The sequence below is a fragment of the Flavobacterium alvei genome, assembly GCF_002920895.1.
GTDB lineage: Bacteria > Bacteroidota > Bacteroidia > Flavobacteriales > Flavobacteriaceae > Flavobacterium > Flavobacterium alvei.
Window position 1 is genome coordinate 39182 of the sequence record NZ_PQVG01000006.1, and the last position, 17868, is coordinate 57049.

Genomic DNA, 17868 nt, shown 5'->3' on the forward strand with positions numbered 1-17868 from the left:
AGTTTTTTTATAATTATAATTTACAAATCAATTTTAACATATTCGCCGATATTAATTGGATCGGCTACAAACCAAGCAGGATTTCCTTCTTTATCCCGTCCTAATTTGGCTCCATCTACTGGCGGTTTACTAAGATTAATGAAACGATTTACGTTAGATTGTTCTGATGTTATAGATTCAGGTTTATTAGTGATAAAGAATCCTGCAGAAACCATTATTTCAAGACATTTTTTGAAAGTATCGATAATTTGTGTAAGATCTTCTTCTTTATAAGCCTCAGTCAAGAAACAAGGAAAACCATCCCAAATATGAATTCCGTTCTCGCGTAACAAAGTAAATAATAATTCTCCATATAATACATCATCATTAAACTTAACTCTCCACAAAGATCCAAAATGATTGATTATCATTGGCAAATCTTTTTTCTTGAATTCGGAGTTTAATTCAGATGCTAAACGACTAGTCATATCATTTAGCCTTTCTTGCAAAGCTGGCCCTTGTTTTTTTAGATGAATTAGAGAAGCTTTTGAAGCCGCTAATGCCAGTGGGTGTCTTACAAAAGTACCCGCAAAATAAGTAACCCCAACTTCTGGAATAGAATCATCTCCATATTGCCAATGCCCACCATCAAGAGCATCCATATATTTTCGTTTACCAACAATGGCGCCAATTGAAATTCCTCCACCAATTACCTTGCCATAAGTTGCTATATCGGCTTGAATATTAAAAAGGGCTTGAGCTCCACCAGGATGCATTCGGAAGCCAGTAATAACTTCGTCAAAAACAAGAGCAATATCTGATTGAGTAGTAAGTTCTCTTAGCTTGTGTAAAAATTCTATTGGTTGAAATTCAGGTCTTCTACTTTGTACTGGCTCTACGATTACAGCTGCTAATTCATCTGCTCGTTCGGCAATTATGCGAAGACTTTCTTCGGTTCCATATTCTAAAATTAGCATATTCTGAACGGATTCAGGCATAATTCCAGGAGCAGCAGGAAAAGTGATTAACTTTTTTGAACCCCGAACTAAGGCTTCATCAATTATTCCGTGATAAGAACCAGAAAAAGCAACAATCAACGATCGACCGGTTACGGTTCTCGCAATTCGCATAGCTCCTAATACAGCTTCAGAACCAGTGTTACAAAGTGCGGCACGATCATGATTAGTAAATTCACAAAGTAGCTCACAAACTTCACCAGCTAATGGGTGTTGTGGTCCAACTTCAAATCCAGTATCTACTTGTTTATGAAGTGCTTCTTTGATGAAATCGGGTTGATGTCCAAAAAAACAAGATCCAAATCCATTTAAAGCATCAATATAAACATTGCTATCTATATCCCAAAGGCGATTTCCACTAGATTTTTCAATAACTATCGGGTAAACAATTTCTTTTGTTAATGGTTTAAATCCAGAAACTACTCTTGGATCTGCCATAATGCTTCTGTATTTTTGAGCATAAGATTTGCTTGCACCTGTTTTTTTTGTGTAGCTTGCTATCAATCCATTAAGAAATTCCTTTTGAGAATGACTCATTTCTTTTGCTTGTTTTTCAATTTTTGGAGACGCTCCAAATGGTTTTTGATGTTCGACAATTTCTTCTGGAGTTCGTAAATCTTCGGTTGTGTTATTTTGAATTATTACAGGTTCTGATTTTTGAAATGTTTCTTGAGCATGACCATTTGGTTGTGTTATATTATTTCCTTGAAGGAGTTCCATTTGCTTTCCTAACAATTGGAGTTGTTGTGCTATTAATCCTAAAGCCAAATCATTTTGACCGTTTGATATGGGAAGGCTAGTGGTATTTGATATTGGTAATGGCGTTGCGATTGAGTTAGTAACAGTTTTAGATGCGATATTGTCATTGTATTCTTCTTTTGGAAGATTTTGATCCAAATAATCTGCTAAAAGAGAGGGTGAACCAAATTCTTCATTAAGTTGACGAAAGGTTATAGGAAGTTTGAAATCTTTCTTTAATTTAATGGCAAGCTGAGTAAGTGTCAATGAATCTAATCCGAGATCAAGAAAACTTTGCGAGCAAGCATCATTTGGGTAATCTATACCTGATGTTTGGCTTACAATTGAAGAGATTTTGCTAAGGATAGTATTTTTTCTCATGGGTTTATTTTCAATGTGATTGCTAATTGTATTTTGTGTTGTAATAATAGTAGGTATTGAGTTTTGTATTTTAAAACTTGGAGGATCTATCCAACAAATTTTGCGGTCGAAAACATAACTAGGTAATTCAATTTTTTGTCTTTTTTGCTCTTTGTAAAAAGCGTTCCAATCAGGTTCAATTCCTCTAAGCCATAACTCTCCTAAAGTATTGAGGCTGGTAGTATATTGATTTTCCTGATTTTTTGGTAATGTTAAACTTGCAAAGGCTGGAATTATTTTTCCTACTCCTTGTTGTTTTGTTAGTGTGGTTAATGTTTGACCAGGACCAACTTCTAAGAAAATTAGATCCTCTAATTTTAACAGAGTATCAGCTGCATTTGCAAATCTAACCGTATTGCGTAAATGGTTTGTCCAGTATTTTGAATTTATAGCTTCTTCATCTTTTAGCCAAGTTCCTGTAACAGTAGAAACAATGGGTAAATTAGGTTTGTTGAGTTGAATTTTATTCACTTCAGCTTCAAAAGTTTCTAAAATTGGATCCATCATTTTGGAGTGAAAAGCATGACTAGTAAACAAGAGCTTATTTACTATTTCTAGTGTATCTAAGGATTTGGCAAATTCGTTTACTTTTTCATTTTCGCCTGCAACTACACATAACACATTAGAATTTATGGCTGCAATCGAAAGTGTGTCGGGAAGGATTTCTATTAATTTTTCCTCAGAAAGTCTAACTGATAACATACTTCCTCCAGGAAGTTCATTAACTAACCGACCTCTAACAGCAATTAGATGCAAAGCTTCTTGTAAGGTAATAACTCCCGCTAAATGAGCAGCTACAAATTCACCAATACTGTGTCCGCAGAAAGCTGTTGGTTTAATTCCCCAGCTTAACCAAAGTTGAGATAAGGCATATTCTGTTACAAATAAAGCTGGTTGTGTGTAACGAGTTTCTTTTAATTTTGCTTCTGATTCTGGAGTTATTATTTCAGGATATAGAATTTCACGAATGTCTAATTTTAATTCATCTAATAAAAATTCAGCGCATTTATCTATAGCTTCTTTATAAACAATTTCGTTTTTATAAAGATTGATTCCCATTTGAGAAAATTGAGATCCTTGTCCCGGAAAAAGAAAAACTAGTTCGCTAGGGGCTATTTTTAAGACGTTGTTTTTAGTAGTTCTTTTTTCGGACGAAAGCAATTCTTGACTTGCATCAGCAGTATTGTTTGCTAAAATAAAACTTCTATGTACAAAAGTGTCGCGCGTTTTATTTAATGAAAATGCAACGTCTGCTAATGGTAAATCAGGTGTTGATTTAAGATAATTACCCAGTTCAGTTTCATATCCTTTTAAACTGTTTTCTGATTTGGCCGACCACATTAGTAATTGTAGCGATCGACTTGGACTAGAATTTTTTTGCTCTATTGGATATTCTTCAACTACAAGATGCACATTTGTTCCGCCAACACCAAACGAACTTACACCAGCTCTTAAAGGCTCATTAGTCTCCCAACGACTCAATTTAGAATTTACAAAAAACGGACTATTTTCGAAATCTATTGCTGGATTCGGTTTGTCAAAACCTAGAGAAGGAGGGATGAGCTTATTGTTCATCGCCAAGATTGTTTTGATCAAACCAGCTACACCGGCAGCAGCGGTAAGATGTCCCATATTACTTTTTATGGATCCAATGGCACAAAAACCAGTTGTAGATTGTTTGCCAAAAGCCATTTTAAGTCCTTCAATTTCAATAGGGTCACCAAGAGGTGTTGCAGTTCCGTGAGTTTCTACATAACTAATTGTATCAGGTGAGATTTGAGCATCTTGAATGGCTTTTCTAATCGCAACAGCCTGTCCTTCGGTGCTAGGAGCGGTAAAACTCCCTTTGTTGCCACCATCATTTGTGATTCCAATTCCTTTTATAATTCCATAAATTTTGTCACCATCTTTTTGGGCTGCCTCTAAACTTTTTAGAAGTACAACTCCAGCTCCATCGCTAAAAACAGTTCCCTTAGCATCTGCGTCAAAAGATCGACAATGTCCGTCAGAACTTAACATCGACCCTTCTTGATAAAGATGTCCACTAAAAATAGGAGCAGTTACGCTAGATCCTCCCGCAAGTGCAATATCGCATTGACCATTCCTAATGGATGTTACAGCTTCGGCAATGGCAAGAAGCGAAGTAGAGCACCCAGAATGAATACTTACTGCTGGCCCTTTTAGGTTTAAGTGATAGGCAGTTCTAGTGGATATGTAATCTTTTTCATTTACTGTTTCGGCTTGAAGATATCCAATTTCATCTACTATTTCTTTATTTGGTAGGATATTTTTTTTGTAATAGGTATTAGTTCCTGTCCCAGCATAAACTCCTATGCTACCATTGAAGTGTTTTGGTAAATACCCCGTTTGTTCTAAAGTTTCCCAAGCAATTTCTAAAAATAAACGTTGCTGTGGATCCATTACTTCGGCTAGTTTTGGATTTATTCCAAAAAAAGCAGCATCAAATGTATTTGCAGATGGAACAATACCACGAGCCCCAACATAAAGCGGGTCATTGCGTAATGATTCTGGAATATTGAGGTCAAGTTCTTCCGGTTTGAAAAAAGTGATGGTTTCTTTACCTTCTTTTAAAACATCCCATAATTCGTTTATAGATTTTGCTCCTGGAAACCTTCCCGTCATACCAATAATGGCAACATCTCCCGATGTCTTATTTTGTTTTGATTTTGAAAAATCGGTTAGACTAAATGGTTTATTGGCAGCTTCTAAAAATTCAGATAATGATGCTATTGTAGGATATTGATAAATATTAGTAACAGTTACATCTAAATTTAGACGCTTTCTTAATGTTGTGGCAACTCGTTGTGTTAATAGAGAAGTTCCGCCCATCTCAAAAAAGTTATCATCAATACCTATTACAGGTATCTTTAACTGCTCGCTCCAAACCTTTACTATTTCTATTTCAATTGTTGTTCGAGGTTTTCTTAAAAGAGGTGCCGAATCAGGACGAATATATTCAGGTAAGGGTAAATTACTTTTGTCAATTTTTCCATTTGTTGTTATCGGAAAATCATTAATCCACATAAAAAATGTTGGAACCATAAATTCAGGTAGAAGTTCTTCGAGTTTGTGTCGAATACTATTTGTATCTTGTGCAGTTCCTGAAGATTGTAAATAAGCAACTAAACTTGGCTCTCCACCAATGTGGTTACTTACTATTACAGTTGCTCTTTTAATTTCGTCAAGATTATTTATCACAGATTCTATTTCACCTAATTCTATACGGTGGCCTCTAACTTTAACTTGTAGATCTATTCTACCTAGACATTGAACATTTCCATTAGGCAATAGTTTTCCCAAATCTCCAGAAAGGTACATTTTTCGACCAGATTCATTTTGAAAAGTATTTGCTACAAAACGTTCGTTAGTAAGTTCTGTGCGATTTAAATATCCTAAAGAAACGCCATCTCCAGCTATAACAATTTCTCCAACTTCGCCAGGATTTACGGGTATTCCTTTTGTATCTAATAAATAAACTTGTGTATTGGCAATAGGTTTTCCTATAGTTATAGGGTTATCATTGAGTGTAATTTGAGTAAGAAAGGAACATACGGTAGTTTCCGTAGGTCCATAAATATTCCATAATTCGCTGCATAGAGAAAGTAATTCATGTGCCAAGGGTAATGGCACGGGTTCGCCCCCAATTAGTGCTTTAATATTCAAAGGAGTTTCCCAACCTGAATCTAGTAGGATTTGCCAAATACTTGGAGTTCCCCACATCATCGTAATTTTATCTTTAACTGCTTTTTTAAGTAATAGTTGTCCGTCTCTTCTTGTTTCTTCATCAACAAGTACAACGCTTGCACCAAAAAGTAGAGGGAGATAGATTTCCATCACCATGGCATCAAAAGAGATGGTTGTTACAGCAAATATTTTATCTGTTGCACAAATTCCAGGCTCTTTAGCCATTGAATAAACAAGGTTAATTACATTGCAATGTGCCACTTGCACCCCTTTTGGTTTTCCAGTAGAACCAGAGGTGTAAATTATATATGCAGCAGATTCTGAGGGAACATTAATATTTAAAGGTTCTACAGATAAATCCACCATTGCATTTAAAATTGTGGCAATAGAAAGAGAAATTACTTTATTTTGAAAAACTCTATTTGAGTTTAAACCGATGTAAAATGCCGCATTTGAATCTTCAATCATTAAATCAAGTCTAGCATCGGGATACATTGTGTCAACAGGAACATAGGCTGCACCACATTGCAAAACAGCAAAAAGAGAAGCGATTAATTCGGGAGATCTATCTAATGATATAGCAACAATTTGTCCAGGTCTCAAGCCTTGAGACCAAAGATAATTTGCCATTTGATTTACCATTATTCCTAATTCACCATAAGTTGTTTTCTGATCATTACACTCAAGAGCTATCGATCTAGGGGATATTTCAACTCTTTTGGCAAAAAGCTCTTGCAAAGTACTTTTTGGATAGTCTATTTTTGTCCCGGTTATTTCGTAATTCAAATTATTATTGTTTGATTTAGTCATGGCAACTAAGTTGATTTCAAAAGAGGATAATTAATATTTAAAGTTCACATTTAAAGTAATAAAATGTAATTAAATGAAAATCATTATACTTTTACTTGATTAAATTTTTCTGAATGCAAAAGTGTAATATTTTACTTAATTACATTAAATAATACTTATTGAATGAAAGAAAATTCAAGTTGTTTTTATTAGAATGTTTATCAAAAGAAAGAAAAAATTACTATTAAAAATCATATCTTCTATATAATGCTAGTATAATCGATGAATAACATTTTTTAGATTATTTTTAAGAAGTCTATTATTTAGTTTTTGAAAGAATTTTTATAAGGAATCAAAAATCAAAATTCATTAATAATTTTAAAAAAAACAAATTAAAAGAATCATTAAAAGATTCTTTTTTATATTAGCAAAATATTTTTAATAATTTTAATAAATTGAATATGAATAATTTATACAATTTTATAAAGACTTACGAGATATGGATATTTTTGCTATTTGCCCCTATAACAAGCGCAATTTTTGTTTATGGGGTACATTTGCATCTTATACCTGGTCGACTTTATTTACATGGACGTTTTTTTGTGCTTTTGTTTCTTTTGATTGGTATGGTGAAATTAACAAGAGGCAATGCTGGTTTAAAAGATCTTTTTAAGCCGATGCTAATATGGAAAGTTCCTTTGCGATGGTATTTGTTCGCTTTCTTTTTTGCTTCGTCTATTGCTTGTTTAACTTTGTATTTAAGATCACTTTATTTGGGGGTAGATTTTACAGATTTTACTTTGAATTTTTCTTATTTTTCAAGTTTTTATTTTACTTTTAATATAATTTTATTCGCTTTAGTTGGAGAAGTCGTATGGGTTAGCTTTGCAGTTAGGGAGCTTTCAAAAATTATGAATCCGTTCTTTGCTAGTCAGATTGTTGGTGCTGTATGGACACTATGGTGGATTCCAATTGTAATTATGAATGATGGTGTTATTGAAGATTTGCCTATTGTCGCATTAATGATTAATATGATGGGAGCGGCAGGAATGTGTGCCTTTATTTACGGAAAGACTAAAAGTGGTATATGTGTTTGGGTGCTTCAGATTATGCTAAATAGTTCTTGTCTTATTTTTCCTGTTTCGCCAAGATCTGATGTCACAACTTATTGGGCATTTAGTATTGTTTATTTCCTTGTAATGTTAGTATTTATGTTTTATTTTTATGGGTTCAAAAATAGTATAAAAATAAAAATTTACTCACAATAAAAAAGACATAAATTTTACTTTTTTATGCCTATGCAAAAAAGCATAGGCTTTTTTTTGCCTACCATCCTGCAAAATGAAATAATTGAAAGAATAAAAATAGTAAAAAGTCAAACTTGTTAGTTGTTATTAATTAGTGCTTTATAGATTTTTTGGGTCATTTTTTGATTAATAAATAAGTTGTTAATTAACTAAGATATTTGTAAATAAATGTCTTGAAAATGAGTATTTAAAAAAAAGAGATGCTTAAATATGATAATTAAATAAAAAGTGTGTATGGATGTAATTTATGAAATAAATTATCGTTATTTTGCAAAAAACATGTAGTTTGTCGATTATATGAGGTGTTTCGTCCTTTTTTTTTTGTTTATTATAAATTATATTGCATGGTTTTTTATAGTATCGACTTCTTAAGCTGTTAGATTGTCTTTTTTATTGTAAGTAAGTTATCATTAAATGTGTGTATTTTGTGTATTTCATCGGATAAAATTAAATTATGTCGATTTTATTTTTACAATTGAATATTTTTGTAGAGTTAAAATTTGCTAATTAATTAAATGCCCGATAAATGGTAACGCATATAGACCTAAAAATTATAAAATTATTTATAATTGTGATGTTGTTTTTTTCTTTTAAAGGAATTGCTCAAAATACAGAAACTAATACAAATGATTTGATGGATACTATAATTGCATCTGGTAATGATGCAACTGGAAGTTCTGGCTCAGTTACATATTCAATAGGGCAAGTATTCTATACATCTATAGAAGAATCAGAATACAATGTAGTACAGGGAATACAGCACCAAGACACTTATAGTTCCTTAGATACACAAGATGTTATAGATCCTAAAATAGAAATATCCATTTATCCAAATCCAACAACAGATTTTGTTAATATAAATATGGAGGGTTATGAGTTAGAAAATGGATTAAAATCCTATCAACTTTATGACTTTCAAGGAAGACTTTTAAAACAAAACACAATTAATCAAAATGAAACTCAGGTTAATTTAAGTGACCTTAGTTCATCTATTTATTTACTTCAAGTATATGTTGATAACAAAGCTTTAAAAACATTTAAAATTATAAAAAATTAAAAAAATGAAACTTACACTTACTATACTATTATTTGTGACCGTTGCGCTTAATGTATTTGCACAAGCACCAGAAAAAATGAGTTATCAAGCAATTATTAGAAAACAAAATAATGCTTTGGTAACCAATACGAATATAAGCCTTAAAGTTATTGTACATCAAAGTGCGGTAACAGGAACTAATGTTTATGAAGAAACTCATAATGTTAAGACAAATGCTAATGGACTAGTTTCTCTTGAAATCGGTACAGGTGTTATTGCTAACGGAACTTTTAGTGGTTTAGCATGGGAAAAAGGCCCTTATTTTATTGAAACACAAGTTGATGTAACTGGAGGAACAAATTATGGCATTATTGGGGTTACGCAGCTATTGAGCGTGCCTTATGCTTTACACGCAAAAACTGCTGAAAGATTAGTAGGTGCAAATGGAACAAATGCCAATAAAGCTGCAATTATTTCATTTACTTCTTCTAGAAATATTGCTAGTACAGATATAAATAATACGATAGAATGTACAACATCAGCTACATTGACATTGACTTCTGGATTTGGAGCAATGGTAGTGGGAGATACTATTAATTTTGAAGCCCATAATGGTGCTGTCCTTACAATACAAGCGGCTACAGGTGTAACAATAAATTATAATCCCAATGGTAGTGCACAGTTTAATAGTGTTGCTGGAAACGTAAGGTTTGGGATGCTTAGAAAAACAGGATTAAATTCTTATATAATTTCTGGACAATGAAACATATAATTTTCCTTTATTTGCTTTTTTCAACTGTAGTTTTTTCGCAAAATTACAATTATGCTATTGAAGAACCACGAAAACAAGCGCTTCCAGTATTGCCTGTAGTAAATAACCAATTAGAAGAAATTGACTATTTTAAGGCTTATTTATTGCCAATTGCACAAAAAGGAACTCTTCAAGCTGCTTTAGATAAATATGGTTCTGTTAGATTAGAAAAAGGGGACTACTCTGGAGTTAATATTGTAATGCGAAGTAATCAAAGATTATATGGACATCCTACTTTGACCCCAGTTTCTAATATAACAATTGCGGCAGGAAGTAGTAATGTGTATTTACAAGATTTATTTCCATCAGGTAAAGATGTAATTTTTCAAGCAGGAGGAGTTATTTCTAATTGTACGCTTAAAACTATTAAGTGGGCCAATATAAAAGCTACTAATGCTATGTTAGAAAATAATTTATTCATTAATGTAATGAGTACTATAAATTTTGATTGTAGTACATCTGGTTATTTTAGAAATAATAAATTTATAAAACATCAAGTACATGGGGTTTCCAATATGCTTGTTATGAAAGGGAATAATACAACTCCAAGTTTTGGAAATGTTCACTTACATTCAAACTTTTTAACGCCTGCTGGAGATGCTACAGATATTCAAAATTTACAATCAATAACGTTTGTTGGATTAGATAGTGAAGCTTGGAATTTTAGTGGTGCAGGAAAAAAGCCAATGTTGAGTATGCAAAATATGGGTAATGTAAAAATTACAGATTTTGGTGGAGGAAATGGATATTCTACTGTTCAAACGCCAACTTTTAATATTGATGCTAATAATTTATTTTTTTTTAATAAATACATAAAAGGAGAAGGAACTAGTGGTTCTCCAACTGTAGCTGCAAAAACGAATGTGCTTTATTACAAAGGGGCAGACGATGATTATATGAGAGGTTCTGGAACCGTTACCGGATTTGATTTAAAATCTCATTTTGCGGGAACAAACGACAAGAATATAACTTTAAACGGCATAATTCAAACTTCTACAATTTCAAATTCAACATTAGCCAATGCTATATTAGGAACGCAATACACTCCTTTTTCAAGGACAACTTGGGAAACTTTGCCAGACCCTTCAGGTGCGAATTGGGCAACAAATAGAGTAGGGAAAACAGATAGTACAAGTTATATTCAAAACTTAATAAATACTAAAGGTATTGCTGAACTTCCAGAAGGGGTTTTTTACATAAGTTCAACTCTATCTATGATTGTAGATGGCACAAAGGGAATTATTGGTGCGGGTACTGGAAAAACAGTTATTATTGGTTTGACAGATGACTTTCCTTTAATTACTCTAGCCGAATCTGCTTCAGGTGATAATAATTTTGTCCTTTCTAATTTAACTCTACAAGGAGGAAGTGCTGGTTTGTATGCACCAGATGAAATGGATATGATTGCATTTACGAATTTAAAATATGTTGTATTTAGAAATCAGAAATACGGGATTCATTTATATAGAATTTTTGGACTTGACAATTGCTTTTTTGATAGCGTAAGTTTTGTAAATTGTACCGTAGGTTTTTTTCAAGATCCTCATCCAACTTATACTTTTGCTGATGCAGGTTATGTTGACAAAGTTGTTTTTTATAATGGACAATATTTGAATTGTGGAACAGCAGTGTCAATGAAAGCTACAAGAGCAGATAATTTAAACGCCTGGATAAATTGTAAATTTGATGCTAACACTTTAGCTTTCGATATTTCTGGAAACAATTTTCCTATTGCTGCTAATTGTGATTTTACTAATCACAAAGGGGCTAATATTATCCGTGATTCTCCTTTAGCTTTATACAACTGTAATTTTTATAATAATGCTACTACTGATGCAATAATAAGAGCTCAAGGAAGTTTTATGGAAGGTTGTAACTTATTGGATAATATTCCTGTATTTTCATCAACTGTGCATTATCTTATGAGTAATTACATATTGAATTCAACAATCAAAGGAAATGTTACAAGAACTTATGGGATATCACAAGGTGTATTTGTAAATAGTAATTTAGTTGCAAACCCTACATTGAATAAGCTGTTGGTAAACGTTAAAGATAATGTTCCAACGGTACTTATAAATGCTACGCCTAATCCTTATCCACAACTTTTAGTAACTCAATAAAATTTGAAACAGGTTTTTTTAACTCTGTTTGACTTCATTTTTTTACAATTTTTAAATCATATGTTAGAGGTTCGGATTAAGACAATTTAATCTGAACCTCTTTTTAATGGTTATTGCCCAATTCTTTAGCAATAGACATTTACTTCTTTGATCACCATAAACATTCATTTTTTTATTTAAATAAAATTACTTTTCAAATTAAAATTATCAGAAATTAATTATTCCCCTTCAAATATGTTCTTTAACAGCAAGCTAATTTTGCATTGAAAGATCAAATCAGTAATACAAAAGAGGGGCCTTTTTTTTATTTTAAAATATTTTTTTTGTGTCACTATTGCTATATAATTGGAGTTTTTTTTGTTAATAGTGCAAGAAAATGATTGACAATATTTGTAAAAAATTGTATTTAATCGGATTTTGAAATCTTTTGAACAGATTTATTATTTAAATTTAAAAACCTTATATATTTTTGAAAATAATTAAAAGATGAATAATAGATAAACAATAGTTTATTGTATTTTATTCTTTTAATATTCTGTAAATCAATTATTTGACTAGAACGTGTTATTTAATAAGTATTAAAAAAATATGAGTAATAGAAAAATAACTATTAAATTTTAGACTATAAATTGAAAAAGAGTAATCTAAAATTTTGCTAAGTAATACAAATAATAAACAACCAAATTTTTAATTTTTAAACCTACAAAAATGAAAACAGGAATAACCTTTAGTGCCTTTGATTTATTACATGCAGGACATGTTAAAATGTTAGAAGAAGCCAAACTTAAATGTGATTATCTAATAGTTGGTTTACAGACCGATCCTACTATAGATCGTCCAACAAAAAACAAACCCACACAAACCGTTGTAGAACGCTACATACAACTAAAGGCTTGTAAGTTTGTTGATGAAGTGGTTCCTTATACTACAGAACAAGATTTAGAAGATATTTTGAAATCTTTTATTATTGATTTGCGCATTGTGGGAGATGAATATAAAGATAGAGATTTTACTGGGAGAGCATATTGTGAAGAAAAGGGAATCGAATTGTATTTTAATACCCGAGACCATCGTTTTTCGAGTTCTAGTTTGCGTCAAGAAGTGTATCAAAAAGAACTTTTAAATGCAATGTATTAACAATTTAATGCTTCAGTAATTTTTGCTGTTGAAATTAATAGCAGATGTTTTAGGATTTCTAATAAAACATAGAAAAACAATACTGAAGTCAATATGAAGGATAGTTTATCATCAAATCCTTTGTTTGTCATAATTAAATAATACAATTCACGAAAGAGATTCTTAAATAAATTAGTTCGGATTTTGATGTCAAAAGAAAAAAAAATGATTACTTCTGAAGAATTTGATTTAGCTGTGCAACTTATTGCTGATTATAAATTGCAATTGGATAATCAATTAAAAAAAGTATCAGCTAGAAATCAAAAAATCAATATTCAAGGAGATATAAGAGAAAATACTTTTAGGATACTTCAAAAATATTATCAAATGTATTATGCTATAACCCTTCAATGGGACGATTTAAAAGCTATGGACAGATATCTTTTGGAAACTATTGATTATGAAAAAATAAAATTTCTAAAAGGATCTGAACGAATGTCTTTGCAACTTCTTAAGAAACTTATGGTATCTCATTCAATTAATTGTCAATAAACGAATATAATATATACAATTTTAAAATAATTAGACTAGAACTTAAAGTGAGTGGGATATTAAATCTCGGATTCAATTTAGCTTTCTATTTAAAAATATAATAATGAAAATCAAAAATATTTGTTGCCTAGGAGCAGGCTATGTAGGAGGACCAACTATGTCAGTAATTGCATTGAAATGTCCAGAAATCAAAGTAACCGTAGTCGATTTAAATGAGGCAAGAATTGCTGCCTGGAATGATGAAAATTTAGATAATTTACCAGTTTACGAACCAAGACTTGCAGAAGTTGTTGGAGAAGCTCGTGGTCGTAATCTTTTTTTTTCGACCGATGTAGATAGTGCAATCGATAACGCAGATATGATCTTTATAGCAGTCAACACACCAACTAAAACTTATGGTGAAGGAAAGGGTATGGCGGCTGATCTTAAATTTGTTGAATTGTGTGCTAGACAAATTGCCAGAATTGCAAAAAACGATAAAATTATTGTTGAAAAATCGACCTTACCTGTTCGTACTGCTGAAACCTTGCAAACTATTCTCGACAGTACTGGAAATGGGGTGCATTTTGAAGTATTATCAAACCCAGAATTTTTGGCCGAAGGTACCGCTATCGAAGATTTATTCAATGCCGATAGAGTATTGATAGGAGGAAAACAAACACCAAAAGGGAAAGAAGCTATTCAATCCTTGGTTGATATTTATGCACATTGGTTGACACCAAAGCAAATTTTAACAACAAATGTTTGGTCATCAGAATTATCTAAATTAACTGCAAATGCCTTTTTGGCACAACGTATATCTTCAATAAATGCACTTTCGGCTTTGTGCGAAGTTACAGAAGCTAATGTTGATGAAGTGGCCAATGCCATAGGAACCGATAGTCGTATTGGACCTAAATTTCTTAAAGCTTCAGTAGGTTTTGGTGGTTCTTGTTTTCAAAAAGACATTTTAAACTTAGTATATTTGTGCCGTTATTTTAATTTGCCAGAAGTAGCTAATTATTGGGAGCAAGTGATAATTCTAAACGATTATCAAAAATATCGTTTTGCTAAAAAAATCATTAGTTCTCTTTTTAACACTGTGAGCGGAAAGAAAATTGCTTTCTTAGGTTGGGCTTTTAAAAAAGACACGAATGATACAAGAGAATCGGCAGCAATTTATGTAGCAGAACACCTAATAGAAGATGGTGCAGAAATTCATATATTTGACCCTAAAGTTTCTGAATCAAAAATTAAAGCAGATATGAGTTATTTATGGGAATTAAATGGTCTTAATGAACAAAAAATAGCTTTAAAATTGGAGCAAATTTTTGTTTATAAATCACCAGAGGAAGCTTTAAATCAAGCCCATGCTGTAGCTGTATTGACTGAATGGGATGAATTTAAATATTATGATTGGGAAGCAATATATAGTAATATGTACAAACCAGCCTTTGTATTTGATGGTCGTAATATTTTAGATGCTGAACAACTACTTACAATTGGTTTTCAGGTAAAAGGGATTGGCAAAGGTTAAGAGAATCAATTGTAAAAAAAAAAACTATTTTTTAATTATTTATCTCCATTTCTTGAAAGAAAAACTAACTAAAATTAAACAACACCCAAAGTATGATACCATACTGAATTGGGGTAAGTTGATTTCTATTACTGGAGGCGCACAAGTTATTGTGCAAGCAGTCAGTTTTTTTAGTGGAATTTTAATTATCCGCTTGTTACCTTTACATGAATATGCATTATATACTTTAGCAAATACTATGTTAGGTACAATGACCGTTTTGGCCGATGGAGGAATCTCTACGGGGGTAATTTCACAAGGCGCAAAAGTATGGGACGACAAAAAGAAGTTAGGAGTTGTCTTAGCAACTGGATTAGATTTAAGAAGAAAGTTTGCTATCGGAAGTTTATTAATTGCCTCGCCTGTTCTTATCTATTTGTTGTTGCATAATGACGCATCTTGGTTAGTTACTTTATTAATAGTGACTTCATTAATTCCTGCTTTTTTTGCAGCCTTGTCCGACACCTTATTAGAAATAGTACCCAAACTACATCAGGATATTTTACCTTTACAAAAAAACCAAATTGAAGTAGGAGTCGCTAGATTATTGTTAACAGCAATAACCATTTTTATTTTCCCTTGGACATTTATAGCCATATTAGCAAGTGGATTACCCCGATTATATGGAAATATTAAATTAAAAAAAATTGCCTTTTCTAGAATTGATTCAACACAAAAACCGAATGCTTTGGTTCGGAATGAGATTTTGTCTGTCGTCAAAAGAATGATGCCCGAAGCAATATTTTTTTGTTTATCTGGGCAAATTACAATCTGGATTGTTTCTTTATTGGGTACAGTTAGTTCTCTTGCTAGTATTGGTGCTATTGGTCGATTTGGGGTAGTATTGAATTTTTTCGTAGTTATATTTAGTACATTAATTGTACCGCGCTTCGCCAAATTAACTATAAATAAGTCTAGTTTAAATAATACAATATTGATTATATTGGCGGGTTGTATTGCGTTAATGGTATTTGTAATAGCTATGACTAGTATTTTCTCGAATGAATTATTATGGATACTTGGTAAAAAATATAAAAACTTAAATCACGAACTTGTTTTAAGTATAATTTGTTCAGGTATTTCATTTGTTCAAGTGTGTTTTTTTGGTTTAAACAATAGTAGGGGGTGGGTTATTAATCCTATCCTTTATATATCGGTAACTATTTTGTCAATAATTTCATCTGTTATGGTATTTGATGTTTCTACACTAGTAGGTATTCTGTATTTTAACATAGCAGTTACTTCGGTTCAAGCAATTTTATTGGTGTTTTATAGTTTTTATAGAGTTAATTTGAATGATTATATGTAAATAAATTAAAAACATAATATCAAAATATCCTAAAAAGTATGGTTTTGCTAAAAAAGATTCTGAAACAATTATTAAAAAATAATATGATTATTTTAACTCGAATGTATTAGTTGGTAATTCTGTTTTTTTTGTCTAAAAAGCTACACGAGGTTCATCTTATTGTCGGCTCATAGTCAGAAAAAATTGAAGATTATATATTTCGCTCCTACTTTAAAAATTATTATTCAAATTTATTAGTGTTGGTTAGATTAGTACATTGTGTTTTAATAAAAATTGGAGGAAAAATTAAATTAAAAAATGAGAATTATTTTTATATGTGGCTCAGCCCAACCTGGTAAAGATGGAGTTGGAGATTATACGCGTCGTTTGTGCGGTATGTTGACTACTATGGGTCATCAAACTAGAATATTAACACTATGTGATAACCATTCTAGTTTATATATAAATGAAATTCAGGAAATTGAAGGAAATAAAATTGTAGTTTATCGTATTCCTGTATCCAGTTCTACTAAACAACGTTTTATTTGGTCTCAAAATATTTTAAATGATTTTCAACCCGATTGGATTAGTTTACAATTTGTGCCTTACAGTTTTAATCCGAAGGGATTGCCTTTTTGGTTGCCTTCCTTTTTAAAGAAATTAAAAGGAAATCATAAATGGCAAATTATGTTTCATGAATTGTGGATAGGAATGGATTCGGGTGCCACATTTAAGAGTAAATGTATTGGCTTGTTACAAAAGAAAATAGTTTTAAATATTTTAAAAAATAATAATAGTATAATTAATACCCAAACAGATTTATATCAATCTAAAATACAAGCTTTAGGATATAATGCGCAAATATTGCCTTTGTTTAGTAATATTATTAAAAGTGTAGACTCAAATACCAGAACAGTTACAGATGAATTTGAGTTGAGATTTTGTGTTTTTGGAGGTATTCATTATGGAGCACCTGTAGCAAAATTTATTGATGAATTAAAACAGGTTTTGTCCTCATCAAAAGAAAAAAGGAAATTAAATTTTATTTTCATCGGAAACTGTGGTGTTGCTATAGAAGAATGGAAAAAAGTATTCTTGGGCAATCAAGTTAATTTTGAAATTACAGGATTTGTTACCGATTCAGAAATTAGTATGTTGTTGTCAAGTTGTCAATATGGAATTTCGACAACCCCTTATATATTGAATCAAAAAAGTGGTAGTTTGGCAGCTATGTTTGATCATCAATTGCCCGTTTTATGTGTTGCTAGAAATTGGACAGTTAAAGGATTTAATCAAGAAAGGTTTTTAAATTTAGTAAATTATCAAAACATAGAATCTATAAATGAGTTTATTAATAGAAAATTTATAGCCTCTAATGAGAATAATTTAGAATCTGTAGCAATAAAATTTATAAAGGGATTAAAATAAGGTAT

At 31.4% G+C, this 17868-nt stretch carries 10 protein-coding genes; 9 read left to right on the top strand and 1 reads right to left on the bottom strand.

Annotated features, from left to right (window positions below):
• Positions 1-20 precede the first annotated feature (20 nt).
• Positions 21-6668, bottom strand: a complete 6648-nt coding sequence (locus C3L50_RS11055) for a type I polyketide synthase (RefSeq protein WP_103806249.1) — start codon at positions 6666-6668, stop codon at positions 21-23.
• Between the two features lie 440 nt (positions 6669-7108).
• Here C3L50_RS11055 and C3L50_RS11060 point away from each other — a divergent pair, with 440 nt between their 5' ends.
• The 9 genes from C3L50_RS11060 (at position 7109) to C3L50_RS11100 (ending at position 17863) form a co-directional block, all read left to right on the top strand.
• Positions 7109-7915 carry a hypothetical protein gene (locus tag C3L50_RS11060; protein ID WP_103806250.1) on the top strand — a complete coding sequence of 269 codons (807 nt, stop codon included), beginning with the start codon at positions 7109-7111 and terminating at the stop codon, positions 7913-7915.
• 565 nt (positions 7916-8480) lie between these two features.
• Positions 8481-9011, top strand: a complete 531-nt coding sequence (locus C3L50_RS11065) for a T9SS type A sorting domain-containing protein (RefSeq protein ID WP_103806251.1) — start codon at positions 8481-8483, stop codon at positions 9009-9011.
• 4 nt (positions 9012-9015) lie between these two features.
• On the top strand, positions 9016-9753 hold the full coding sequence (locus tag C3L50_RS11070) for a hypothetical protein (RefSeq protein WP_103806252.1): 738 nt from the start codon (positions 9016-9018) through the stop codon (positions 9751-9753).
• Positions 9750-11924 carry a hypothetical protein gene (locus C3L50_RS11075; protein ID WP_103806253.1) on the top strand — a complete coding sequence of 725 codons (2175 nt, stop codon included), beginning with the start codon at positions 9750-9752 and terminating at the stop codon, positions 11922-11924. The genes C3L50_RS11070 and C3L50_RS11075 overlap by 4 nt, the downstream gene beginning before the upstream one ends.
• A 708-nt stretch (positions 11925-12632) precedes the next feature.
• Complete coding sequence (locus tag C3L50_RS11080; RefSeq protein ID WP_103806254.1) at positions 12633-13061, top strand: adenylyltransferase/cytidyltransferase family protein; 429 nt, start codon at positions 12633-12635, stop codon at positions 13059-13061.
• A 204-nt stretch (positions 13062-13265) separates the two neighbouring features.
• Entirely contained in the window at positions 13266-13592 is a 327-nt protein-coding gene (locus tag C3L50_RS11085) for a hypothetical protein (protein ID WP_165784003.1), read from the top strand.
• A gap of 103 nt (positions 13593-13695) precedes the next feature.
• Complete coding sequence (locus C3L50_RS11090; protein WP_103806256.1) at positions 13696-15108, top strand: UDP-glucose 6-dehydrogenase; 1413 nt, start codon at positions 13696-13698, stop codon at positions 15106-15108.
• 52 nt (positions 15109-15160) lie between these two features.
• Positions 15161-16456, top strand: a complete 1296-nt coding sequence (locus C3L50_RS11095) for an MATE family efflux transporter (protein ID WP_103806477.1) — start codon at positions 15161-15163, stop codon at positions 16454-16456.
• A gap of 297 nt (positions 16457-16753) precedes the next feature.
• Positions 16754-17863 carry a glycosyltransferase family protein gene (locus C3L50_RS11100; RefSeq protein WP_103806257.1) on the top strand — a complete coding sequence of 370 codons (1110 nt, stop codon included), beginning with the start codon at positions 16754-16756 and terminating at the stop codon, positions 17861-17863.
• Positions 17864-17868 lie beyond the last annotated feature (5 nt).